We start from the raw sequence: 22,723 nt of genomic DNA on the forward strand, positions 1-22,723 counted from the left end.
GTCCTCTCATCGCGCGGCTTTCGAAGCGAGGTCGGCGATCGATTTCATGACCGCGTCCCTCACGCCGGCATCATAGAGCGAATGCCCGGATTCTTCCATGATGCGAATCTCGGAACCCGGCCAGACTTTCGCCAGCCGCTCGGATGTCTCAGGAGGACACAACAGATCGTAGCGGCCCTGCACGATGATGCCGGGAATGCCGGCGAGCCTCCCCGCATTCTGCAGCAGCTGGTTGTCCGTCATGAAGCTGTCGTTGACGAAGTAATGCGCTTCCATGAACGGCGTCGCCGGCAATGTGCGCCAGACGTTCAGCGAGGCGAGGTCGAGCCGCGTCCTTGCGGGCTTGTGCTCGGACAGGGCGCGCTCGGTATCATGCCAGGCCCGCGCCGCCGGTCCATGCACGCTCGGATCGGCATCGAGGATCCGGCGCCAATAGGCGTCCACCGGCCGCGCGCGCTCTTCGAGTGGCAGCACGCTCAGAAAATCCTCGTACAGTGCGGGATAGAATTGCGACAGGCGCGAGGTGAACGCCGTCTCGACTTCCGCCCGCGTGCCGAGGAACGTCGCGCGCAGCGCGATGCCGCAGACGCGTTCGGGATGCGCCTCTGCATACGCCAGCGCCAGCGTCGCGCCCCAGGAGCCGCCGACCACGATCCAGCGTTCGAAGCCGAATTTCTCGCGAATCTTCTCCATGTCCGCGATCAGATGCGCCGTGGTGTTGTGCTCGCGCGAGCCCTTCGGACGGCTGCGGCCGCAGCCGCGCTGGTCGAACAGCACGGCGCAGAAACGGTCAGGATCAAAAAGCCGGCGATGGTCGGGCTGGCAGCCGCTGCCGGGCCCGCCATGGAGGTAGATCGCGGCAATGCCGTCAGTGCGGCCGACGCTCTCGACATAGAGCTCGTGGCCGTCGCCGACGTCGAGCATCTCGGAGGTCAGCGGCGCAAAGGGATCGGCGCGTTTGACTGAACTGGCCGCGTCGGCGTCAGGCGCCATTCTCGGATTCCAGGGTGCCACCGGCAAAGTTGCGGTAGAGGAAGCGGTTGGTCTCGCCCTCGGCCTCGCGCTCGGCCTGCTTGAAGATGGTCTCGTGCAGCGGCGACAGCGCGCAAGCCGGGTCGGTGTTGGCGGCATCGCCGGTCAGCGCGAAGGCCTGGCAGCGGCAGCCGCCGAAATCGATCTCGCGGAATTCGCAGGACTTGCAGGGCTCCTTCATCCAGCCGGTGCCGCGATAGCGGTTGAAGGCGTCGGAGTTCTGCCAGATCCAGGCGATCGAATGGTTGGAGCGCACGGATTCGAAGTCGAGCCCGGTGATGCTCTCGGCGGCGTGGCAGGGCAGCACCTTGCCGGCCGGCGAGATGTTGAAGAACTGCCGGCCCCAGCCGCCCATGCACTTCTTCGGCCGCAGCGCGTAATAATCCGGCACGACGTAGTCGATCGAAAGCCGGCCCTTGAGCCGTTCCCGCGCGTCCTCGACGAGGCGGGTGCATTCGTCGAGCTGCGCCACCGTCGGCATCAAGGCGGCGCGGTTCTTCAGCGCCCAGCCGTAATATTGCACGTTGGCGACCTCGAGCCGGTCGGCGTCGAGATCGATCGACATCTGGATGATGTCAGGGAGCTGGTGCAGGTTCTGTCGGTGCATCACCGCATTCACGGTGAGCGGCAGATCGAGCTCGCGCGTCCATTTTGCCACTTCGAGCTTCTTGCGGTGGCCGCCTCTGTACCCGGCGACGCGATCGGCGGGGCCCTCCTCGACGCCCTGGAAGCTGATCTGCACGTGACAGAGCCCGGCATCCGCCAGCTCGCTCAGCCGCTCGCGCGTCAGTAGCACGGCCGAGGTGATGAGGTTGGTGTAGAGGCCGACGTCGCTGGCATGCTTCACCAACTCGACGAGATCCTTCCGCGCCGTCGGCTCGCCGCCGGAGAAATGCACCTGGAGCACGCCGATCTCGGCGAGCTCGCTCAGCACCTTCTTCCATTCCTCGGTGGTCAGCTCCTTAGCCGACCGGTCGAGCTCGACCGGGTTGGAGCAATAGGGACATTGCAGCGGACAGCGATGCGTGATCTCGAGCAGCACGGCGAGCGGAATGCCAAAGGTCTCCGCCGTCGAGCGCTGCTTCTCCAGCACCGCGAGGCTGTCGTTTGCCTCGGGCGGAACGGTGGGACTGCCGAGCACATCGCTCATGACGTCTTCTCCCGGGCCTCGGTGAGGAAGCCCTTGTCGGCGAGATCCTGGAGCATGGCGATGACGTCGGTCAGGATCGCCTCGCGCGGCGCGGCGTATTTCGCCGCCAGCCGGTCGGAGACGTCTCCGACGCTACGCTCGCCGTTGCAGAGCTGCAAGACCTCGACCGCGATTTCGTCCGGTGCCAGCACGCGCTCCGGCGCCAGGATCACCCAGACTTTGCGCGTCTCGTCGTATTTCAGCTTGGCATGCCGCGGCAGCACGGGGCGGCTTGCCTCGCTGACGCTGATATGACGCGGCCCGGCCATGACGGTTCCTCTTCAGCTCGCTTTGGGCACGAAAGCACCCGGCGGAATGTGGCCCTCGACATAGGCGTGTTGGAGCGCATCCAGCTGCACCCACAGCACGTTGGTCTTGAAGATCAGCGCATTGCACACGGAGGCGCGCTCCTCCGGCGTCCTCGCATGCGTCCTGACATAGTCGAGCGCGAAATTGGCATCGCGCGGCGCCTGCGTGAGCCGGCGCTTGAAGTAGCTCATGATATCAGGGTTGACGAAGTCGTAATGCTGCAACATGCCGGCGATGCGCTCTTCATGGATGCTCGGCGCGAACAGTTCCGTGAGCGAGGAGGCGATCGCCTCCAGCGGGCTCTTCTCGCGGCAGTAGTGCACATAGGCCTCGACCGCGAAGCGCGTGGCGGGGAGAATGCCTTCGGTGGATTCCACATAGGCGGTGTCGAGCCCGAGGCCTTCGGTCAGCTTCAGCCAGCGCTCGATGCCGCCTTCGGAGCCGACGTCGCCGTCATGGTCCTCGATGCGGTGGCGCCATTCCAGGCGCGTGGCGCGGTCGCGGAAGCGCGAGATCACCACCGCGTCCTTGATCGGGATCGTGCTCTGGTAATAGTAGCGGTTCAGCGCCCAGGCCTGCACCTGACCCTTGTTCAGCTTGCCGCCGTGCAGCAGCTTATGGAACGGATGCAGGCTGTGATAGCGGGTCGCGCCGATATGGCGCAGCGCCGCTTCCAGCTCCTCGGCCGAGTTGAGCTTGATGTCCTTGCCGATCGAGAGCGCGGTTATTCCAGTCAGTGATGCGGCATTCACAGCACGATCTCCGTTCCATCTGCGGGTATCTGCCAGCCCGCCTGCTCGGCCGCTTTCCGCTCGGGTGAGGCGGGCAGCAGCGCCGGATTCGAGTTATTGATATGCAGAAACAGCTTCCTGTCGATATCGAGATCGGCCAGCCGCGCGATCGCGCCATCGTCGCCGGACATTGCGACATGGCCCATGCTCTTGCCGGTCTTGTGGCCGAGCCCGCACTTGATCATCTCGTCGTCCTGCCAGACCGTGCCGTCGAAGAACACCAGCGCGGCGCCGTCGATCTCGGCCTTGAGCGCGTCGGTCACTTCGGCGCAGGCGGCGATGAAGTAGAAGCACTTGCCGGTCGTCTTGTCGGTGATCTTCAGGCCCAGCGTATCGCCGTCGCCGGTCTCGCCGCCCGGATGCGCCTTGCCTTCCAGATACCAGGCCGACTTGCCCGGCACCGCGAAGGGCAGCACCTCGATTCCGGACCGCGCACCGTCAGGCAGCCGCGGCTCGAACGGCTCGCTGATGGCGATCGGCTGGCGCCGCACGTTCTTCTCATTCAGCACGTTGAAGATGCTGTTGCTCGCTAGGATCGCCAGCACCTTCTCATGCGCATAGACCGTGAAGGGCGAGCCCTCGCGCATCGACAGCAGCCCCGCCACGGCATCCACCTCGCCATTGGTCAGGATCACGCCCGCGACCGGCGTATGACGCAGCGCGCCCGCCCTGGGGTGCAGTTGCGGCGTGGCATTCAATTGCTGGCGAAGATCGGGAGAGGCGTTGATCAGGAACCAATGCTCGCCGTCGCCGCTGAAGGCGACCGAGGCCTGGGTTCGTTGAAGCTCATCGCCGATGGCACGGGCCGCACGGCAACCTTCGCAGCCGCAATTCCATTGCGGCACTCCGCCGCCGGCCCCGGCGCCCAGGACGACGACGCGAAGCATGATCCGTCTCCTGGAGGCAACGTCGCGAGGTGGATCTCACGTCGACACAAAATCTATCTTCCGGAAACGCATCGTGACCGAAAGTGCTCGACCGAAAGAACCACCTGCGCAGAACGCAAACTCACCAACCGCTTACTTGCGGGTGGCGCTCACATACATGTTGATTTCCATGCCGCAGGGCACTTCGACGATCTTCGGGGCTTTCCAGGCCATTTGGCTCTCCATTTTTATGAATTCGGACGTATCCGCCCACTGGCTAAACTACTGCGGGGGGAAAAGTTCGCCAGTGAAATTTTCCCGACCTAAGTAGTAGGCTGCCGGAATTGTTGCACTGCGAAGAGAGCGTATTGTGGCCGTAAAAATGATGTCGGAACAATACTTCATGGTGGTGCTGCCTTGCGCCTGACGCATTCGGTCGCGACCGCTGTCCTGATAAAGGAGTTGTGAGTGCAGTGCAGCTTTCAATCCGGTCCAGGCGACCCAATTGGATCTCGGTGATGCCCAAATATTTCTTCAACACCCGCATCGGCGATGAATTGATCGTGGATCCCGAGGGCGAGGATCTGCGCAATCCCGACCACGCCTGGGAGGTCGCCCGCCAGATGATCCTGGAGGTCCTGAAATCGGAGGGAACCCAGCCGGCGCTGCTGGAGGCGGTCATCGAGGTCACCGACATCGACGGCGAGGTCGTGCTGGAGTTTCCCTTCACCGAGGCGCTGCTGGACATGCCGGTTCAGTCCGCGACCAGGCATTAGCCCCAGCTCTCTCCGCCGTCATTGCGAGGAGCCCTTGCGACGAAGCAATCCAGAGTCTCTCCGCGGAGGTAGTCTGGATTGCTTCGCTGCGCTCGCAATGACGGAAAATGAGGCGCCATCCGACACCAAACCTGCCCTTCGCCCCTGCGAAATCTGCATGGCTTTGCCGCGTTCCCGGCGCTAAAAGACGCCGGTCATACGGAGCAAGTCATGCAAGATCTCTGGCGCCTGTCGGCCGCCGACCTCGCCACCCTCGTCAAGGCCAAAAAGGTGTCCGCCAGGGAGGCGGCCAAGGCCGGCCTCGCCCGCCTGGACGCCGTCAATCCAAAGCTTAACGCCGTGATCGACCACCGGCCGGAGGACGTGCTCAAGCAGGCCGACGCCGTCGATGCCGCCATTGCCAGGGGCGAGGACCCCGGCGTGCTGGCCGGCGTCCCCGTCACCATCAAGGCCAATGTCGACCAGCAGGGCTTTGCCACCACCAACGGCTTGAAGCTCCAGCGCGACCTGATCGCGCGCGAGGACAACCCGGTGGTCGCCAACTTTCGGAAGGCGGGCGCCATCCTGCTCGGCCGCACCAATTGCCCGGCCTTCTCCTATCGCTGGTTCACCACCAACCTGGTCCATGGCGACACCAGGAACCCCCGCGATGCCGCGCTGACGCCGGGCGGCTCGTCCGGTGGCGCCGGCTCGGCGGTCGCGGCCGGCATCGGCCACATCGCCCATGGCACCGACATCGCCGGCTCGATCCGCTATCCCGCCTATGCCTGCGGCGTGCATGGCCTGCGCCCGACTCTCGGCCGCATCCCCGCCTTCAATCCGGCGCTGCCGGAGCGTCCGATCGGCCCGCAGATCATGGCGGTGTCGGGACCCCTTGCGCGCACCGTCAACGACATCAGGATTTCGCTCGCGGCCATGGCGGCCCGCGACGTGCGCGACCCCTGGTATGTGCCGGCGCCGCTGGAAGGCCCCGCGCGGCCGAAGCGCGCCGCGCTCTGCCTCAATCCGGACGGCCTTGCGACCACGCCGGAGGTGAAGGCCGCGGTGGTTGACGCCGGCAAGCGCCTCGAGCGTGCCGGGTGGACCGTCGATGTGATCGAGAACACTCCGCCGATGCGCGAAGCGGTCGAGTGGCAGATCAAGCTCTGGCTCGGCGACGGCTATGAGGCGCAGCTAGAGGCGGCCGAGCGCGAGGGCGATCCCGGTGCGCTGGCGTGCCTGCGCGGCAACCGCGGCAGGGTCACGCCAATGGACCAGGCGAATTACGCCAAGGCATTGACCCGCCGCGCCACGCTGACCCGCGACTGGATGCTGTTCTTCGAGAAATATGCGGTGCTGCTGACGCCGGTGTCCGGCGAGCTGCCGTTCCCCGACCATCTCGACCGCAAGGACGAGGAGTCCTTCAAGCGGGTCTGGGAAGCGCAATTGCCGCAGATCGCGATTCCCTTCATGGGGCTGCCGGGTCTCGTGGTCTCCACCGGCCTCGTCGGCAAGGCGCCGGTCGGCGTGCAGATCGTGTCCGGCCGTTACCGCGAGGATCTGTGTCTGCTCGCCGGCGAAGCGATCGAGGCGGGCGGCGTGCCGCCGTCGCCGATCGATCCCGTGGGTTAGCGATGTCTGCGATCTACGACTTCAAGGCCAACTCGCTTCTCGGCGAGGAAGTCGCCCTGCGCCGCTTCGAGGGGCAGGTGCTCCTGATCGTCAACACCGCGAGCAAATGCGGCTTCACGCCGCAATATCGCGGCCTGGAGGATCTCTATCGCGATCTCTCGCCGCGCGGCTTCTCGGTGCTGGGCTTTCCCTGCAACCAGTTCGGCGCGCAGGAGCCCGGGCAGGCGAGCGAGATCCAGGAATTCTGCTCGACCCATTACGACGTCACCTTTCCGCTGTTCGAGAAGATCGACGTCAACGGCGCCAATGCGCATCCCTTGTATGAGTACCTGAAACGCCAGCAATCCGGCCTGCTGGGTGCCTCCATCAAATGGAATTTTACCAAATTCCTGGTGGACCGTGCCGGCCGGGTGATCGCGCGCTACGCGCCGACCGCACGGCCCGAAGGATTGCGGCAGCAAATCGAGACCCTGTTATGAGCGAGACAATCATGAGCGACGAATTTCCGGACCGCCTGTCGGTCGATCCGAACAGCCCCTATTACAACGCGGACATCCTGGCGCGCGACGTGGGCATCCGCTTCAAGGGCATCGAGAAGACCAATGTCGAGGAGTACTGCATCAGCGAAGGCTGGGTCCGCGTCACCGCCGGCAACGCCAAGGACCGCCACGGCAACCCGCTGACCATCAAGGTGCATGGGCCGGTGGAGCCGTATTTCAGGGATAAGAAGTAAGCGCAGCGCGCACACTCTCTCCTCGTCATTGCGAGGAGCCCTTGCGACGAAGCAATCCAGAATCTTTCCGCGGTGGCAGTCTGGATTGCTTCGCTGCGCTCGCAATGACGAAGTTCCTCTCGACCACCGAAAGCTGAATACCATGTCCGTCCGCATCGTCGACGTCCGCGAAATTACAAAACCGATCTCCTCGCCGATCCGCAACGCCTATATCGATTTCACCAGGATGACGACGAGCCTCGTTGCCGTCGTCACCGACGTCGTGCGCGACGGCAAGCGGGTCGTCGGCTACGGCTTCAACTCCAACGGCCGTTACGGGCAGGGCGGCCTGATCCGCGAGCGCTTTGCCTCGCGCATCCTGGAGGCCGATCCGAAGTCGCTGCTGGATGCGGCCGGCGACAATCTCGACCCCGACAAGGTCTGGGCCGCGATGATGACCAACGAGAAGCCCGGCGGCCACGGCGAGCGCTCGGTCGCGGTCGGCACCATCGACATGGCGGTGTGGGACGCGGTGGCGAAGATCGCCGGCAAGCCGCTGTTCCGCCTGCTCGCCGAACGTCACGGCGTCAAAGCCAATCCGCGCGTGTTCGTCTACGCCGCCGGCGGCTACTACTATCCCGGCAAGGATCTCTCGATGCTGCGCGGCGAGATGCGCGGCTATCTCGATCGCGGCTACAACGTCGTGAAGATGAAGATCGGCGGCGCGCCGATTGACGAGGATCGCACCCGCATCGAGGCGGTGCTGAAGGAGATCGGCAAGGACGCGCAGCTCGCCGTCGACGCCAACGGCCGCTTCAACCTGGAAACCGGCATCGCCTACGCCAAGATGCTGCGGGATTATCCCTTGTTCTGGTACGAGGAGGTCGGCGATCCCCTCGACTACGCGCTGCAGGCCGCGCTCGCCGAATTCTATCCCGGCCCGATGGCGACAGGCGAAAACCTGTTCAGCCACCAGGACGCCCGCAACCTGATCCGCTACGGCGGCATGCGCCCGGACCGCGACTGGCTGCAATTCGACTGCGCGCTGTCCTATGGCCTGTGCGAATACCAGCGCACGCTGGAAGTGCTGAAGACCCATGGCTGGTCGCCGAGCCGCTGCATCCCGCATGGCGGCCACCAGATGTCGCTCAACATCGCCGCCGGCCTCGGCCTCGGCGGCAACGAGAGCTACCCCGACCTGTTCCAGCCCTATGGCGGCTTCCCCGACGGCGTCCGCGTCGAGAACGGCCACATCACCATGCCGGAGCTCTCAGGCATCGGCTTCGAAGGCAAGTCGGATCTCTACAAGGAGATGAAGGCGCTGGCGGAGTAGCCTCCACTGGTGCAACCCGCTCCGTCATTACGATCGCAGCGAAGCAATCCAGAATCTCTCGGCGGCGGCAGCCTGGATTGCTTCGTCGCAAGAGCTCCTCGCAATGACGGTGGCGAGAGTAGTGTCTTATGTCAGAGCCTTGATCCGTAGGCCGCGATGACCTCAGCTGTCGCAACGTTCTCCGTCATTGCGAGCGTAGCGAAGCAATCCAGGATCTTTCCGCGGAGACGGTCTGGATTGATTCGTCGCAAGGGCTCGTCGCAATGACGGCGGAGAGAACCGCGTTAATCGCGGGCCCCGAGCCGGCGGCGGGCGGTGGGTTGGGGTGCGTGAGGTGTCGCCGCATTCTCCGTCATTGCGAGCGAAGCGAAGCAATCCAGGATCTTTCCGCGGAGACGGCCTGGATTGCTTCGTCGCGAGGGCTCCTCGCAATGACGGCGGAGAGAACCGCGTTAATCGCGGGCCCCGAGCCGGCGGCGGGCGGTGGGTTGGGGCGCGTGAGGTGTCGCCGCATTCACCGTCATTACGATCGCAGCGAAGCAATCCAGAATCTCTCGGCGGCGGCGGCCTGGATTGCTTCGTCGCAAGAGATCCTCGCAATGACGGTGGCGAGAGATGGGTCGTCACCCCACCACCGCCACCTGTGTCGCCACCATCGGCTGCCGTACACCATACATCAGCGTGCGCCATAGCCATTCGATCGGGCCGTATCGGTAGTGGCGCAGCCACCATGCGCTGAACAGCACCTGTCCAGCGTAGACGGTGATGCCGATGGCGAGGGCCTGGGTGATGCCAAGCCGCCCGAACAGACCAAGGCCGTAGCCGTAAAAAATCCAGCCGAAGATGAGGGATTGTGCGACGTAGTTGGTGAAAGCCATCCGGCCCAACGGCGCGGCCCAGCCAAGCAGTCTCTTGCCGTGCTCGAAACTGGCGATGCCAAGAATGGCGGCGCCATAGCCCAGCGCCAGCAGGATGGTGCCAAGCGGCTCGGTGCCGATATGGATCAATGTGGCGCCAAAACCGATGCAGAGGGGCGCGATGACGAGCAGGCCACGGACATTTTGCAAAATTCCGCTGCGCCACGCGAGCGCTCCGACAAGAAACAGCCCGATCGTGCGCAAGAAGACGAACGCGTGCAGGGACGCGATGAGAGGAATTTCGCGGAGACGGAATGCCAATACGTCGAGGAGGCCGCCCGTCGCATAGATGCGATTTGCATCCATGACGTCCCGCCAGATCGCAGCCCTGCTGGGAAACAATCCAGCCGGCGGAAAGGCCTGCATTGCCAGGTACAGCGCCAGAAACGCCAGCGCGGAGAGCGTTAGTAGCCAGCGCGGACCAGACAGGAACGGCAGCACGATGAACCCCGCCAAAGCATATTCGGTGAGGATATCGCCGTTCCAGATCAGGCATAGGTGAATGACGCCGAACATCAGCAGCACAGCGAGCCGGCGCATGAGGAGCGAGATGCGGCGCTCGCTGTTTGTCAGCCGATCGAATTGAATGGCAAGGCCCGCGCCGAACAGCAGCGAAAACAGCGCAAACGCCTTGAGTTCGACGGCCTGTGTCAGGATCGTTTCGATGGCGCGATCGACCGGCAAGGCAAGCGTCTTGGGCCCAAGAAATTGCTCGAAGATCGAAATGCGAAATTCCATGACGACGTTGATGGCCATGACGCCGAACAGGGCGAGGCCGCGCAACACGTCGATAGCGTCAATTCGCTCCGTAGCATTTGTTGGCCGGGGAGATGCGGCGCCATCGGAAGTCATTGCGGTATGAATTCCAATTGCGTCTTGGCGTGTTTCGTCCTCTTACGACAACCGCATGTCCAGCAGCCGCCGGCCTTCGCCCTTGAGCAGCTTCTTTACCGCGCTCGAGGCCACCACCTCGCCGTCATTGGCGTAGGCCTCGTGGTTCTTCTCGATGTCCTCGAGGCGGTAGAGATAGTTGACCATCACGCCGGCCGATTCCCGCACGCCCTTCGGCGAGAGGTCGCCGAGCCAGTTGATGCGCTCGAGCCGTGCGCCGTTGCCGAGATGGAAGCGGGCGACCGAGTCGATCAGCCGGCCCTTCGGCGTGCGCGCCTTCAGGAAGAAGTGTGCCGCGAGCGGCTCGATCACGCCGCGCAGCAGCGCGGTCGTCTCGGGGTTCTCGAACCATTTCGGATCGTCGAGGCGCTTCAGCAGCTCGCGGTCCTCGTCCGACAGCGGCAGGTCCTTGTCCTGCTTCACCCACTGCATGAAGCCCGGAACCGGCGACAGCGTCACGAAGGTGTCGAGCTTCGGCAGCTCGCGGCGCAGCTCTTCGACCACCTGCTTGATCAGGAAGCTGCCGAAGGAGATGCCGCCGAGGCCCCGCTGGGTGTTGGAGATGGAATAGAACACGGCGGTGCGCGCGCGCTCGATCGGCAGATGCTGGCGGTCGACCGCGAGCAGCGGCGCGATCGCGCCGGGGATCGTCTCGGTCAGCGCCACCTCGACGAAGATCAGGGGCTCGTCCACCATCGCGGGATGGAAGAAGGCATAGCAGCGGCGGTCGACCGGATCGATGCGGCGGCGCAGATCGTCCCAGTCGCTGATCTCGTGCACGGCTTCATAGCGGATGATCTTTTCGAGGATGTTGGCCGGAGTTGACCAGTCGATCCTGCGCAGCACGAGAAACCCCCTGTTGAACCACGAAGAGAGCAGATGCGAGACGTCGCGATCGAGCGCGGCGAGATCGGTGTGCCCGTTCATCATGCCGAGCAAATCAGCACGCATGTTGACGAGGTCGCCGGTGCCGCCGGGCGCGCGGTTGAGACGGCGGATCAGCTCCTGCCGCCGCGGCTCCGATGCAAAATGCAGGGCGCTGCCATCCTCGTCGGCCGGCTGGGCGCGCCATTTTTCGATCGCCTTGGACAGGCGTTCCCGGTCGGGGCCGAAGTCACGCACCAGCGCCTCGAAGAAGGCGCGGCGTCCCGCCGCATCCAGGTCCTGGTAGAGATCGAGCACCTCGCGCGCCATGGCTGTGCCGGAGGCTTCGCCCCGGCCCGACAGCAGCGCACCGCAGAGCGCGATCAGCCCGCCGGCGTCCTGTTTGGTGTCCGCGGAATCGCGGCGAAGCAGCGTGCGGCCGCGCTCGGAGATGGTGGCAAGCAGGTCGGAGAAGAAGGCGTTAGCCATCTGGGCCTTTCGAAACCGGTTTGTGCGGTGCGGAAGCTTACACGGGATTTAGGCGGAAGCCGATCACAATCAAGCAGACGAATTTTGTATCTTTCGTGGTGCCATGCGTCCCAGGAACGTTGTCATGCCTCGCCAAGACCGTCACGCTCCACAACCGCTGTCATGCCCCGCCTAGTGCGCAATTGCGCACGGGGGCGGGGCATCCAGTACGCCGCGGCGTCTCGGTTCTAGCCGCGCCGTTTCGGAGTACTGGATCGCCCGGTCAAGCCGGGCGATGACACCGAGTGTGAGGCGATAGCTATCCCTTCCCCGCAAACTCCGTCGGCGTCCGTCCGGTCACCTGGCGGAACGCGGCCGAGAACGCCGGCACGCTGGCATAGCCGAGCTGGGTGGCGAGCTGCTTCACCGAGACGTTCGCATCCGTCGACAGCCGCTGGATCGCCGCGGCGATCCGGGCGCGCTGGCACCAGCTCTTGAAGCTCAGCTGCGTCTCCGTCGAGAACAGCCGTGACAGCGTGCGCGCGGAGGTTCCGACCTCCCGCGCCAGCGTGTCGATGTCGTGCAGGCCGGTGGGGTCGTCGAGCACGATCATCGCGGCGCGCCGGCAGCGCGGCTCGCGCGGCAGCGGCACGAAGGTCGCGGAATCCTCGGCCTGGTGCAATTCCAGCATCACGAGCCGAACCAGCAGCTCGGTGCGCTCTTCCGTGTTGCGCGCATCGAACAGCGCCAGGATCGCCTGATTGAGCAGCGGCGACACCCGCACCACGAATTCCCTGGTCAGGCCGTCATAGCGCTGCTCGCGCTTCAACCAGGACAGGTCGAAATACAGCGTGCGCATCTCGATATCGGCCAGCAGGTCGAGGGCGTGCTCGAGCCCGGCCGGCACCCAGACGGCCCGGTCCGGCGGCACCAGCCAGCGTCCCCCTGGTGTCGTCACCTGCATCGTGCCCTTCGCGGCATAGATCAGCTGCGCCTCGCGGTGCAGGTGCGGGTCGATCCGCATGCCCTTGGGATAATCGCGGGCGACCAGGTGCACGCCCGCGGGCGAGCGATGATTGCTCCGGACCTCCCGGAGGATTGGCGTTTCCAAGACAGTCATTGGCAGCATCTCGTCATGCCCAGGACATATAACTCATTTCGGAGCAGGAGAGGATTCGTATGAACAGCCCCAGCCGGGTCATCAGTTTCGTCAACGCAGGCCATTTCATCGACCATTACTCGATGCTGATCTTCGCCGCCGCCGTGATCATCATGGGGCCGGCGCTCGGCATGGCCTATTCGGAACTTCTGCCCTATGCGACGCCGGGCTTCGTCGCCTTCGGCGCAGGCTCGCTGCTGACCGGCTGGCTCGGGGACCGCTGGAGCCGCCGCCACATGATGCTGATCTTCTTCCTCGGCATCGGTGCCTCCATGATCGCGGTCGGCTTCGTGCAGACCCCGGCGCAGCTCGGCGCGGCGCTGCTGGCGATCGGAATCTTCGCCTCGATCTACCATCCCGTCGGCACCGCCATGATCGTGTCCTATGCCGACAGGCTCGGCCGCGAGATGGGGCTGAACGGCGTCTGGGGCAATCTCGGCGTTGCCTCATCCGCGCTGGTCACCGGCGTGATCGGCCAGTATCTCGGCTGGCGCTTTGCCTTCATCGTCCCCGGCGTCGTCACCATCCTGATCGGCATCGCATTTGCGATGATGGTCGTGCACGAGGACCGCAAGGGCTCGAAGCAGGCGGCGGCGCAGGCGCGCGTCGCCAGGCAGGACATGTGGCGCGTGATCCTGGCGCTGCTGATCGTCGTGATCGCGATCTCGACCACGTTCAATGCCGTCACCGTCGCGTTGCCGAAGCTGTTCGCGGAGCGGCTCGCCGATCTCACCAAGAGCCCGGCGCTGCTCGGCGTGATCGCGGCCTGTGTCTACGTGTTCGGCGCGATGACGCAGTACACGATCGGGCGGCTGCTCGACCGCTATTCGCTGAAGACGGTGGCGCTGCCGCTGTCCTTCATGCTGGCGCCGTTCCTGTATCTCGCCGCGAGCCTGTCCAATCTGCCGCTGATCCTGGTCTCGATCGGCATCGTCATGGGCGCGTTCGGGCAGGTCACGGTCAACGACGCCATGGTCGGCAAATACACCACGGAGGAGTGGCGCTCGCGCGCCTATGCCGTGCGCTATTTCGTCGGCTTCACCGCGGCGGGCGCTTCCGTCGGCCTGGTCGCCTGGCTCTACGAGCAGGGCGGCTTCGTCACCATGCTGCACGCCTTCGCCGCGCTCTGCCTGCTCGCGATCGCCGCCGCGCTGATCCTGCCGCGCGAGATCCGGACGCCGCAGGCGGCGTGAGAGCAGTGAGCGGCTCGCGCCGCATCGTCATTCCGGGGCGTCGCGCAGCGACGAGCCCGGAATCCATTTACCCGCAGCCTCTGCCGCCCGATGGATTCCGAGCTCGCGCCTGTCGGCGCGCCCCGGAATGACGGAAGAGATGCACGCAGCTGCTTCAACCTCGTCATTGCGAGCGCAGCGAAGCAATCCAGAATCTTTCCGCGGGGGGACTCTGGATTGCTTCGCTGCGCTCGCAATGACGGGGGATGAGGCGGCACGTCGCGCATGCCACTGATCATGCCATTCTGCCGGTGTCTTGCCCGACGAGTCAAACGTCGGAGCGGCTGAAAAAACTCAACGCCGTCAATGCCGTTCTACTGTGCATGGGGTTGTTTTCGCTTTTTTGCTTGGGCAGGCAGAAAAAAGCTACGGCTTCACCTCCGCGGCCGGCTGCGCCTTCGGCGCCTTCTTGGACGCCCGCCAGTTCTCGAGCCGCTGCACCACCACGAAGAAGGCGGGCACGAACAGCACCGCGAGGCAGGTCGAGGCCAGCATGCCGGAGAACACGGTGATGCCGATCGACTTGCGCGCGCTGGCGCCGGCGCCGGTCGCGATCACCAGCGGCACCACGCCGAGAATGAAGGCGAACGAGGTCATCAGGATCGGGCGGAAGCGGGCGCGGGCCGCTTCGATCGCCGACTCCAGGATCGGCTTGCCGTCGCGGCCATGCAGCTCGAGCCCGACCTCGACGATCAGGATGGCGTTCTTGGCCGACAGCGCGATCAGCAGGATGAGGCCGATCTGGCAGTAGAGGTTGTTGTCGATCTTCAGGCCGTTGAGGATCAGCATCGGCCCGATCAGCGATAGCGGCACGGCGAGGATCACCGAGATCGGCGCGTACCAGCTCTCGTACTGGCCGGCGAGCACGAGATAGACCAGCAGCATGGCAAGCCCGAACACCCAGTAGATCTGGTTCGAGACCGCCTTCTCCTGGTACGACATCGCGGTCCATTCGTAGCCGGTGCCCTGCGGCAGCGTCTTGTCCGCGATCTCTTCCATCAGCTTCAGCGACTGGCCGGACGAGTAGCCCTGCGCCGGCAGGCCGATGATGGTCGAGGATGGATAGAGGTTGTAGAGGCTGATCAGCGACGGGCCGGTGGCCGGCGTGATCGTGGCGACCGTGCCGATCGGGATCATGTCGCCGTTCGAGTTGCGCACCTGCATGTTGGCGATGTCGCGCTCGGTGACGCGGAAGGCCGGATCGGCTTGCGTATAGACCTGGAACACGCGGCCGAACTTGTTGAACTGGTTGACATAGGACGAGCCGAGATAGGTCGACAGCGCCGAGAACACCTGATCGGTGGTGACGTGCAAGGTCTGGGTCTTGACGCGGTCGATCTCGACGTTGAATTGCGGCACCGACGAGCGGAACGAGGACTGGACGCGCTGGAGCGCGCTCTGGCTCTGGCCATTGGAGACCATTGCACCGGTGATGGCCTGCAGCTTGGCGAAATCGCTGTTGCCGTCGCGCAGCTCGACCTGCATCGAGAAGCCGGCGGCGTTGCCGATGCTCTGGATCGGCGGCGGCGGCAGCACGATGGTGCGCGCCTCCATGATGACAGCGAGCTTGTCGTTCAGCCCGTAGACCAGCGAGCGCAGATCCTCGCCGGGGCCTTTGCGCGCCCCCCAGTCCTTCAGGATGATGTAGGCGACGCCGGCATTGGCAAGGCTCGCGCTGCTGTCGAGCGCGGAGATGCCGGCAATCGTGATGACCTGCTGGACGCCAGGCGTCTCCTTGATGATCTCGCTGGCCCGGTCGAGCACCTTCTGGGTTCGCTCCAGCGAAGCACCGTCGGGCAGCTGGATGGCGGCGATCAGATAGCCCTGGTCCTCGATCGGCAGGAAGCCGGTCGGCACCCGCGACAGGCCGTAGCCGCCGATACCGATCAGCACCAGTGCGACCGCGACCGACACCGTGGCGTGCCTGACCAGGAATGTGATCAGCCGCGTGTAGCCGCGCTCGACCCGGTTATAGACGTTGTTGAAGCCGCGATAGAAGAAGTTGCGCTGCTCCGGCGGCACCGCCGGCCGCAGCCACAGCGCGCATTGCGTCGGTTTCAAGGTCGCCGCGTTGATGGCGGAGAGCAGCGCGGTCGCCGCGATCACCAGCGCGAATTGCGAATAGATGCGGCCCGTCAGGCCCGCGAGGAACGAGGCCGGCAAGAACACCGAGATCAGCACCAGCGTGATGCCGACGATCGGCGCGAACAGCTGGTCCATCGCCTTGATCGCGGCGTCGTGGCCGTTCATGCCCTGCTCGATGTGGTGGGCGGCGCCTTCGACCACAACGATGGCGTCGTCGACGACGATGCCGATCGCCAGCACGATCGCGAACAGCGTCGACATGTTGATGGTGAAGCCGAGCGCCGCCATCGCGGCGAAGGCGCCGATGATGGTCACCGGCACGGTCGTTGCCGGCACCAGCATCGCGCGCCAGTCCTGCAAGAAAACAAGGATCACGACCAGCACCAGCAGGCCGGCCTCGATCAGCGTCATGTAGACCTCGTGCACCGAGGCCTCGACGAATTTGGTGGTGTCGAACGGCGTGTCGTATTTGATGCCTTCCGGGAAACGCTTGGCGAGCTCCGCCATCTTCTTCTCGACGGCCTGCTCGACCTGGAGCGCGTTGGCGCCGGGCGACTGGAATACGCCGATGCCGGTGGCGGGCTGCTTGTTGAGCGAGAAGATCTGGCTGTAGGTCTGTGCGCCGAGTTCGACCCAGCCGACGTCGCGCACCCGCGTAACGTCGCCGCTGGTGCCTGACTTGACGATGATGTTCTCGAACTGGCTGGTGTCGTCGAGCCGTCCATTGACGTTGAGCGTGTACTGGAACGCCTGGCCCGGCGGCGTCGGCGGCGCGCCGACCTGGCCGGCCGAGACCTGCTGGCTCTGCTGCTGGATTGCGTTGATGACGTCCTGCGGCACGAGGCCAAGGACTTGCAGCTTGTTGGGATCGAGCCACACCCGCATCGAATACTGGCCGGCGCCGAACACCGTGACGTTGCCGACGCCGGGCAGGCGCGAGAGCTCGTCGCGGATGTTGATGGTGGCGTAGTTGCTCAGATACAGGCTGTCATACCGGGAGTCCGGCGAGGTCAACGTCACGAACAGCAGGATCGAGGTCGACCGCTTCTGCACCGTGACGCCCTGGTTCTGCACCGACTGCGGCAATTGCGACAGCGCGCTGGAGACGCGGTTCTGCACCAGCACCTGCGCGAAGTTGAGGTCGGTGCCGATCTTGAAGGTCACGGTCAGCGTGTAGGTGCCGTCGGAGCCGCTGTAGGACTGCATATAGAGCATGTCCTCGACGCCGTTGACCTGTTGCTCGATCGGCAGCGCCACGGTGTCGATCACTGTCTTGGCGCTGGCGCCGGGATAGCGCGTAGTGACCTGCACGGTCGGCGGCACCACGTCGGGATATTGCGCGATCGCGAGGTTGAACAGCGCGACGCCGCCGATCAGGATCATCAGCAGTGCGATGACGTTCGAGAGGACCGGCCGCTCGATGAAGAATTTTGAGATCATGGCCGGCGCTCCTTACTTGGCAGACGCCTGCGGCTGTCCGATCTTCGTCACCTGCGGGTCGATCTTCTGGCCCGGGATCACCCTGAGCAGGCCCGCGATCACGACGCGGTCGTCCGGCTTCAACCCGCTTTCGATCACGCGCAGGCCGTTGTCGGTGGGGCCGATCTGCACCTTGCGCTGCTCGACGACGTTGTCGTTATTGACGACGAGGAGATAGCGGCCGCCCTGATCGCTGCCGAGCGCGGTGTCGGGGACGAGGAGGGCGCTCTTCTCCTGGTCGAAGGGCACGCGGACGCGGACGAAATAACCTGGCAGCAGCGCCCGCTTGTCGTTGGGCACGACGCCGCGCACCGCGAGCGTGCCCGTCGATGTATTGAGGGTCGGCGAGACGTAGTCGAGGTGGCCTTCATGCGGATATCCAGTCTCGGTCTGGAGGCCCACCTGGACCGGCAACTGTTTGAGGTCGGCGACGGTCAGCCCGCGGCGGGCCGCTTCGGCGCGAATGCGAAGGACGTCCTGCTCGTTGACCGTGAAGTTCACCCAGATCGGGTCCATGGCGACGATGGTCGCGAGCTGGGTCGGGGAGGAGACGCCGACGAGCTCGCCGACCGAAACCAGGTGCGCGCTGACGATACCGTCGAACGGGGCGGTCACCTTGGTGTAGCCGTAATTGACCTCGGCGAGTCTCGTATTGACCTGGGCCTGCTGGAGACTGGCCTGAGCGTTGTCGCGGGTCGATGTCGAGGTGTCGAGGGTGGACTGCGAGACCGCCTGGCGCTGCACGAGCTCGACCTGCCGCTTGAAATCGGCTTCGGCCTGCTTGACCGTGGCTTGCGCGCCGACCTCCGCGGCCTTCGCCTGCTCGACCTTGAGCTTGTAGGTCTCCGGCTCGATCGTGAAGAGCTGAGTCCCTTGTTTGACGAAAGTCCCGTCCTGATAATCGATCGATTGCAGAAAACCCTGCACGCGCGCAACCAGGTCGACGCTCTTGATCGGGGCGGTGTTGCCGGTGGCTTCGACATAGCGCGTCACCGGGCGCTGCACCGGTGTTGCGACGTCCACCTTGGGCGGCGGCGGCGCCACGAAGGCGTTCTTGTCCTCGCAACCGGCGAGTGCGGCCACGGCCGCGACGGCGGCCACAGCCCGCCCGACATGTCTCCACGCTCCAATGCGTCGTGCCGGAGATGCGGGATTCGCGCGCGTCATTCGGTGGCCCCCGATTGCTGTCTGTCGGTGCGGCAGGCTACCAACAAATACCCGGCCGTGGAACACCATAGCCATGGCATTCGCCGGCCTTGCACTGCAAACGGCGGTGTGGCCTTTGACAGGTTTGTCATGACAAACCGCTTTCCACCGCGCGCACGATCGATCAGAATTGTGTCAATGGCCGTGTCACTGAAGCGAAGCGGTCCGGACGAAGAGAAGAAGCCAAGAAGAAAAAGTGAGGAGAACATGACATGCCCACGTCGCTTCAATCGGCCCTTGCCGGCCTCCTCCTTGCAGCGGCGGTTGCCATGCCTGCGCTAGCCGATGGCCTGAAGGACGAGATCGCACCGACCGGCAAGCTGCGGGTCGCGATCGCAATCAGCCCGGCGGGCGGCGCGTTCTGGTCGACCAAGACGGAAGCCGGCTATGCCGGCGTGCCGGTCGACCTCGGCAAGGAGATGGCGGCCCGGCTCGGCGTTGGCGTCAAATATGTCGTGCACCAGAATTCCGGGCAGATCACCGACGCGGCCGGCAAAGGCACGTGGGATGTCACCTGGCTGCCAAAGGACCCCGAGCGCGAGAGCAAGATGATGTTCGGCCCGATCTACGAGGTCGCGGACGCCACCTACATCGTCAAGCCTGGTTCGAGCGTGACCAATTTCGCCTCGCTCGACCAGCCCGGCATCAAGGTCGCGGCCGTCAACGCCACGACCACCATGCGTGGCGCTGTCGCGCATCTCAAGAACGCAAAGGTCACCGGCTATCAGACCTATGACGAGATCTTCGGCCTCCTGAAGAGCGGCGAGATCGACGCCTTTGCGCTGTCGCGGGACCAGCTCAACAAGATGGCGCAGAAGATTCCCGGTACAAGGGTGCTGGACGAGACGTTCAAGAAGACGGTGACGGCCGTCGCCGTGCCGCTCGGCCACAGCCAGGCATTGGCGTTCGTCACCAAGTTCATGACGGAGGCGACGACGAACGGCACTCTGCGCAAGGCCTATGACAACAACGGCCTGAAGGACTCGCCGATCCGTACCGAATAGGGCAGGCGGCGCAGGGCAGGTTGCAACCGTCGCTCAGCGCGCCCTGATCTCCGCGTATTTCGCCATCGCGCGCTCGAACTTGCGGTTGAACAGCCACATCGCAGCGAGAATCTCGCGGAAGCTTGCCGAGCTGCGCGATCTGTCGGCTTGTCCAAAGGCGAAGATGCTGTTGTTGCGCAAGTGTCTCATGATCGTCGGGCTGGACACCCTGTAGTTCAGGAGATCGCCGGACTTGAGCGCGGACCGCGTCGGGGTGGGAACGATCTGGATCAACTCGAACAGCTTCATCTGGTCGATCGGGTCGGGCAGCGTTTTCACGATCGCGGGGATTTCCCGGAAGACATCCGCATGCGCGTTCATCAGGCCGTCGCGCACGTTGGTCCAGTGGTTGAAGCGGTGATCGGTGCCGCGGGCGCGCGCCGCTTCCCTGTCGTCGCGCGCGCTCAATTCGGGATCGGCCGCCGCGATCGCGTCCTTGATGGCCTCCCATTTCCTGCGGCCGTTGCGGTCTTCGGAGGGGCCGGTCTGGAAGCTGCCCATATAGGTGTTCGAGCGCCCGTTGCGGACGTTCTGCTTGCCGTTCGTCTCCGCAAAGAACAGCCCGAGGCTGATGCGGCCGGCAGCTTCGGCGTGTTCAGGTGCAAGCCTCTTCACGCGCGCAATCGCGACGGCGAGATCGACGACGTCCTTGAACGGCGTCGGCGAGTTCTGTGCGCCGGCGGGCGGTGCCTCCATGATCTCGAACAGCCCAGCGTATTCGTCGACCAGCGGCTCGATCGCGGCATCGAAATAGGCCGGCGGAATCTCGAACTTGTTGGGCTTGCCGATCCGCGACGGCATGGCGTCGGTGAGATCCTTGTAGCTGCTGATGACAGCGACGCGTGCCAGATAGAGCGCCTGTCCCGGCAGATTCGGCAGCGGCTCCTTCGCCTCGATCTGTCGGCGCCGCTCGGCAAGGATGGATTTGAAATCGCCGAGCGCGCGATCGTAGGCCGCAAGCGCCTCCAATTGCCTTGCCGTGAGCGTTTGTGCCTGGCTGACCGCAAACGTCGTGAGGATCAGCCCAAGCACCGCCATGGCTGCGGCGGCGTGACGTCGTAGTCCCATGGCGGGTTCCCATGTGCCGGAGATTCGTCGGTCATGGGGATCGTAAACATCAAACGCGCGGACTGGCGAGTTGCAAATCCCGCTCAGCCCGGGTTCTCCGACCTTACGCCGTGGCCCGGTACTCCGGCGCCGTCGCCAGGAACTTCGCATAGGCATCCGCATCCGGCGGCTGGAAGTGTCCGGCGAGCCCGCCGCGCTTCTGGTTCTTGGCGCCGATATCGGCCATGAGCTCGTCGAAATGGCGGTAGTGATAGGGCGCGACACACAAGCCGCCATAGACCCCGGCGGCCGGCCGCTCGACGCGCTTGAAGTGCAGCGTCATCTCGATGTTGTCGCGCATCTGTTGCGTCGTCGGCTGCCGCGCCAGTTGCCCGTCGGCATAGCGCACCAGCCAGTTCGCCGCGAGATCGGCACAGAGCACGGTGCAGAACGACGAGTTGAAGCCGACGAAGCCCATCTCCGGCAGATCAGGGTTGGCGATCAGGCGATAGAGCCGGTACTGGCCGTCCGCATCGACCAGTTTCTGCTGATAGGCTGCAGGCAGGAACGGCACGCCGAGCTTGTAGCCGATCGCGAGCACCGCGACGTCGGCACTGATGCGCTCGCCGCCGCTCATCACGATGCTGTCGCCTTCGTAATGATCGAACGTGCCGAACACCGCCTTGATGCGGCCGTCGGCGACCATCGGATAGAAGCCCGGCGTTGCGATCGGCACCGAGCAGTTGACGCCGTCCTCGATCCGCTCTTTCGGCACCATCTTGCACCGGCCAAGCTTGAGCTGGGCCTTCAACAGGCTCTCCAGCCCGCGCCAGTTCGCCCAGACCAGGGGTGCTGCGATGCGGTGTGCGAGCCGCGCCATCGCGCTCATGCCCCAGCCCGGAAACATGTCCTCCTGCGCGCGGATGTAGAGGATGCGCTTGAAGTTCACGAGGCCGCCGATGAAATAGGGGATGCGCCAGACCGGCTCGCGCATCACGATGGTGACCTCGCGTGCACCTGATTTCACCGCGTTCACCGCGATGTCGGTCGCCGATTTCGAGCCGCCGAGCACGACGACGCGGCGTCCTTTCGCCAGGCTGGAATCGCTGTATTTCGACGAATGCAGGATCTGGCCGCCCTGCGCCAGGAATCCGTCCTCGCCCGGGCAATGCAGCTCGCGCGGCTCGTTGAACTGCCCGGTGCAGACCGCGACGAAATCGAAATCCCCGTTCGTCGCCGTGCCGTCCTTGTTCGCCAGCGCGAGCGTCCAGCCCGGCTTCCCGTCGGCGCGCCGCGCCATGCCGGCGACCTCGGTGTTGAGGCGCAGCATGCGGTCGAGGCCGAAGCTCTTGGCGTAATCGGCGAGATAGGCGTGAACCTGCGGTCCGGTCGGCCATTCCGGATAAGCGTCCGGCATGGCGCGATCGGTGTAGCGGTAGAGATCCTTCGGGCTCTGGGTCTGCACCTCGGGATAGGAGCGCGCCGGCTCCCAGACGCCGCCGAGATCGGGGCTGCGCTCGAGAATGGTGACGCGGTGGCCGCGGGTGGAGAATGCCTTTGCGGCGGCAAGACCGGAGACTCCGGCGCCGATCACGCAAACATGCTTGGGACTGACCATGGGATTTCTCGCAATCAGGTTGTTTCGCGCGCAGGCGGCCACGCTCGGCCGCGATGCGCGGCCGGCGGACCTGCAAGCAGGTGAAATCGGACGGT

Annotated in this window: 20 protein-coding genes; 7 read left to right on the forward strand and 13 right to left on the reverse strand. The window is 64.7% G+C overall.

Going from position 1 to position 22,723, the window contains the following annotated elements:
- Positions 1 to 6 precede the first annotated feature (6 nt).
- From pip to pqqA, 6 genes are all read right to left on the reverse strand, one after another.
- Positions 7 to 993: a prolyl aminopeptidase gene (gene pip / locus BM118_RS10575; RefSeq protein WP_092184943.1), complete on the reverse strand. Its 987-nt coding sequence runs from the start codon at positions 991 to 993 to the stop codon at positions 7 to 9.
- A complete protein-coding gene (gene pqqE / locus BM118_RS10580) occupies positions 983 to 2,182 on the reverse strand; it encodes a pyrroloquinoline quinone biosynthesis protein PqqE (protein ID WP_092184945.1) in 1,200 nt (399 codons plus the stop codon). Before pqqE ends, pip begins: the two co-directional genes overlap by 11 nt.
- Positions 2,179 to 2,490 carry a pyrroloquinoline quinone biosynthesis peptide chaperone PqqD gene (gene pqqD / locus BM118_RS10585; protein ID WP_092184947.1) on the reverse strand — a complete coding sequence of 104 codons (312 nt, stop codon included), beginning with the start codon at positions 2,488 to 2,490 and terminating at the stop codon, positions 2,179 to 2,181. The genes pqqE and pqqD overlap by 4 nt, the downstream gene beginning before the upstream one ends.
- A 12-nt stretch (positions 2,491 to 2,502) precedes the next feature.
- Positions 2,503 to 3,282 (reverse strand): pyrroloquinoline-quinone synthase PqqC, encoded by a 780-nt coding sequence (gene pqqC / locus BM118_RS10590; RefSeq protein ID WP_092184949.1) that lies wholly within the window; start codon positions 3,280 to 3,282, stop codon positions 2,503 to 2,505.
- Entirely contained in the window at positions 3,279 to 4,208 is a 930-nt protein-coding gene (gene pqqB, locus BM118_RS10595; protein WP_092184951.1) for a pyrroloquinoline quinone biosynthesis protein PqqB, read from the reverse strand. The genes pqqC and pqqB overlap by 4 nt, the downstream gene beginning before the upstream one ends.
- A 132-nt stretch (positions 4,209 to 4,340) precedes the next feature.
- Positions 4,341 to 4,421, reverse strand: coding sequence for a pyrroloquinoline quinone precursor peptide PqqA (gene pqqA / locus BM118_RS10600; RefSeq protein WP_007595659.1), 81 nt, complete (start codon positions 4,419 to 4,421; stop codon positions 4,341 to 4,343).
- A 284-nt stretch (positions 4,422 to 4,705) separates the two neighbouring features.
- On the opposite strand from pqqA, the gene BM118_RS10605 reads away from it, so the two are divergent.
- From BM118_RS10605 to tarD, 5 genes are all read left to right on the forward strand, one after another.
- Positions 4,706 to 4,963 carry a DUF6894 family protein gene (locus BM118_RS10605; RefSeq protein WP_177234189.1) on the forward strand — a complete coding sequence of 86 codons (258 nt, stop codon included), beginning with the start codon at positions 4,706 to 4,708 and terminating at the stop codon, positions 4,961 to 4,963.
- Between the two features lie 210 nt (positions 4,964 to 5,173).
- Complete coding sequence (locus tag BM118_RS10610; RefSeq protein ID WP_092184955.1) at positions 5,174 to 6,574, forward strand: amidase family protein; 1,401 nt, start codon at positions 5,174 to 5,176, stop codon at positions 6,572 to 6,574.
- Between the two features lie 2 nt (positions 6,575 to 6,576).
- On the forward strand, positions 6,577 to 7,053 hold the full coding sequence (locus BM118_RS10615) for a glutathione peroxidase (RefSeq protein WP_092184958.1): 477 nt from the start codon (positions 6,577 to 6,579) through the stop codon (positions 7,051 to 7,053).
- Entirely contained in the window at positions 7,050 to 7,307 is a 258-nt protein-coding gene (locus BM118_RS10620; protein WP_011089470.1) for a DUF3297 family protein, read from the forward strand. The genes BM118_RS10615 and BM118_RS10620 overlap by 4 nt, the downstream gene beginning before the upstream one ends.
- 142 nt (positions 7,308 to 7,449) lie before the next feature.
- Positions 7,450 to 8,619, forward strand: coding sequence for a D(-)-tartrate dehydratase (tarD, locus tag BM118_RS10625; RefSeq protein ID WP_092184960.1), 1,170 nt, complete (start codon positions 7,450 to 7,452; stop codon positions 8,617 to 8,619).
- Positions 8,620 to 9,242: 623 nt separating this feature from the next.
- Here tarD and BM118_RS10635 read toward each other — a convergent pair.
- The 3 genes from BM118_RS10635 to BM118_RS10645 form a co-directional block, all read right to left on the reverse strand.
- Positions 9,243 to 10,388, reverse strand: a complete 1,146-nt coding sequence (locus tag BM118_RS10635) for a DUF418 domain-containing protein (protein ID WP_092184964.1) — start codon at positions 10,386 to 10,388, stop codon at positions 9,243 to 9,245.
- A gap of 42 nt (positions 10,389 to 10,430) precedes the next feature.
- Positions 10,431 to 11,780 carry a malonyl-CoA decarboxylase gene (locus tag BM118_RS10640; protein ID WP_092184966.1) on the reverse strand — a complete coding sequence of 450 codons (1,350 nt, stop codon included), beginning with the start codon at positions 11,778 to 11,780 and terminating at the stop codon, positions 10,431 to 10,433.
- Between the two features lie 298 nt (positions 11,781 to 12,078).
- On the reverse strand, positions 12,079 to 12,888 hold the full coding sequence (locus BM118_RS10645; RefSeq protein ID WP_092184968.1) for an AraC family transcriptional regulator: 810 nt from the start codon (positions 12,886 to 12,888) through the stop codon (positions 12,079 to 12,081).
- 50 nt (positions 12,889 to 12,938) lie between these two features.
- Between BM118_RS10645 and BM118_RS10650 the strand changes: the two genes are divergently transcribed.
- Positions 12,939 to 14,111, forward strand: coding sequence for an MFS transporter (locus BM118_RS10650; RefSeq protein ID WP_092184970.1), 1,173 nt, complete (start codon positions 12,939 to 12,941; stop codon positions 14,109 to 14,111).
- A gap of 405 nt (positions 14,112 to 14,516) precedes the next feature.
- Here the strand turns inward: BM118_RS10650 and BM118_RS10655 are convergent, their stop codons facing one another.
- Positions 14,517 to 17,675 (reverse strand): efflux RND transporter permease subunit, encoded by a 3,159-nt coding sequence (locus tag BM118_RS10655; RefSeq protein ID WP_092184972.1) that lies wholly within the window; start codon positions 17,673 to 17,675, stop codon positions 14,517 to 14,519.
- A 12-nt stretch (positions 17,676 to 17,687) separates the two neighbouring features.
- A complete protein-coding gene (locus BM118_RS10660) occupies positions 17,688 to 18,881 on the reverse strand; it encodes an efflux RND transporter periplasmic adaptor subunit (protein ID WP_177234190.1) in 1,194 nt (397 codons plus the stop codon).
- A gap of 251 nt (positions 18,882 to 19,132) precedes the next feature.
- Here BM118_RS10660 and BM118_RS10665 point away from each other — a divergent pair, with 251 nt between their 5' ends.
- Positions 19,133 to 19,924: an ABC transporter substrate-binding protein gene (locus tag BM118_RS10665; RefSeq protein WP_092184974.1), complete on the forward strand. Its 792-nt coding sequence runs from the start codon at positions 19,133 to 19,135 to the stop codon at positions 19,922 to 19,924.
- Positions 19,925 to 19,957: 33 nt separating this feature from the next.
- Here the strand turns inward: BM118_RS10665 and BM118_RS10670 are convergent, their stop codons facing one another.
- Positions 19,958 to 21,031: a hypothetical protein gene (locus BM118_RS10670; RefSeq protein ID WP_092184976.1), complete on the reverse strand. Its 1,074-nt coding sequence runs from the start codon at positions 21,029 to 21,031 to the stop codon at positions 19,958 to 19,960.
- 103 nt (positions 21,032 to 21,134) lie between these two features.
- Complete coding sequence (locus BM118_RS10675; protein ID WP_092184978.1) at positions 21,135 to 22,628, reverse strand: flavin-containing monooxygenase; 1,494 nt, start codon at positions 22,626 to 22,628, stop codon at positions 21,135 to 21,137.
- Positions 22,629 to 22,723 lie beyond the last annotated feature (95 nt).

The organism is Bradyrhizobium sp. cf659 (assembly GCF_900113725.1).
In the GTDB taxonomy this organism is placed as follows: domain Bacteria; phylum Pseudomonadota; class Alphaproteobacteria; order Rhizobiales; family Xanthobacteraceae; genus Bradyrhizobium.

Excerpts from the sequence above, each read along its gene's own strand:
- pip (WP_092184943.1), bottom strand. The coding sequence starts at position 993 with ATGGCGCCTGACGCCGACGCGGCCAGTTCAGTCAAACGCGCCGATCCC.
- pqqE (WP_092184945.1), bottom strand. The coding sequence starts at position 2,182 with ATGAGCGATGTGCTCGGCAGTCCCACCGTTCCGCCCGAGGCAAACGAC.
- pqqD (WP_092184947.1), bottom strand. The coding sequence starts at position 2,490 with ATGGCCGGGCCGCGTCATATCAGCGTCAGCGAGGCAAGCCGCCCCGTG.
- pqqB (WP_092184951.1), bottom strand. The coding sequence starts at position 4,208 with ATGCTTCGCGTCGTCGTCCTGGGCGCCGGGGCCGGCGGCGGAGTGCCG.
- pqqA (WP_007595659.1), bottom strand. The coding sequence starts at position 4,421 with ATGGCCTGGAAAGCCCCGAAGATCGTCGAAGTGCCCTGCGGCATGGAA.
- BM118_RS10605 (WP_177234189.1), top strand. The coding sequence starts at position 4,706 with ATGCCCAAATATTTCTTCAACACCCGCATCGGCGATGAATTGATCGTG.
- BM118_RS10610 (WP_092184955.1), top strand. The coding sequence starts at position 5,174 with ATGCAAGATCTCTGGCGCCTGTCGGCCGCCGACCTCGCCACCCTCGTC.
- BM118_RS10615 (WP_092184958.1), top strand. The coding sequence starts at position 6,577 with ATGTCTGCGATCTACGACTTCAAGGCCAACTCGCTTCTCGGCGAGGAA.
- BM118_RS10620 (WP_011089470.1), top strand. The coding sequence starts at position 7,050 with ATGAGCGAGACAATCATGAGCGACGAATTTCCGGACCGCCTGTCGGTC.
- tarD (WP_092184960.1), top strand. The coding sequence starts at position 7,450 with ATGTCCGTCCGCATCGTCGACGTCCGCGAAATTACAAAACCGATCTCC.
- BM118_RS10635 (WP_092184964.1), bottom strand. The coding sequence starts at position 10,388 with ATGACTTCCGATGGCGCCGCATCTCCCCGGCCAACAAATGCTACGGAG.
- BM118_RS10640 (WP_092184966.1), bottom strand. The coding sequence starts at position 11,780 with ATGGCTAACGCCTTCTTCTCCGACCTGCTTGCCACCATCTCCGAGCGC.
- BM118_RS10645 (WP_092184968.1), bottom strand. The coding sequence starts at position 12,888 with ATGCTGCCAATGACTGTCTTGGAAACGCCAATCCTCCGGGAGGTCCGG.
- BM118_RS10650 (WP_092184970.1), top strand. The coding sequence starts at position 12,939 with ATGAACAGCCCCAGCCGGGTCATCAGTTTCGTCAACGCAGGCCATTTC.
- BM118_RS10655 (WP_092184972.1), bottom strand. The coding sequence starts at position 17,675 with ATGATCTCAAAATTCTTCATCGAGCGGCCGGTCCTCTCGAACGTCATC.
- BM118_RS10660 (WP_177234190.1), bottom strand. The coding sequence starts at position 18,881 with ATGACGCGCGCGAATCCCGCATCTCCGGCACGACGCATTGGAGCGTGG.
- BM118_RS10665 (WP_092184974.1), top strand. The coding sequence starts at position 19,133 with ATGCCCACGTCGCTTCAATCGGCCCTTGCCGGCCTCCTCCTTGCAGCG.
- BM118_RS10670 (WP_092184976.1), bottom strand. The coding sequence starts at position 21,031 with ATGGGACTACGACGTCACGCCGCCGCAGCCATGGCGGTGCTTGGGCTG.
- BM118_RS10675 (WP_092184978.1), bottom strand. The coding sequence starts at position 22,628 with ATGGTCAGTCCCAAGCATGTTTGCGTGATCGGCGCCGGAGTCTCCGGT.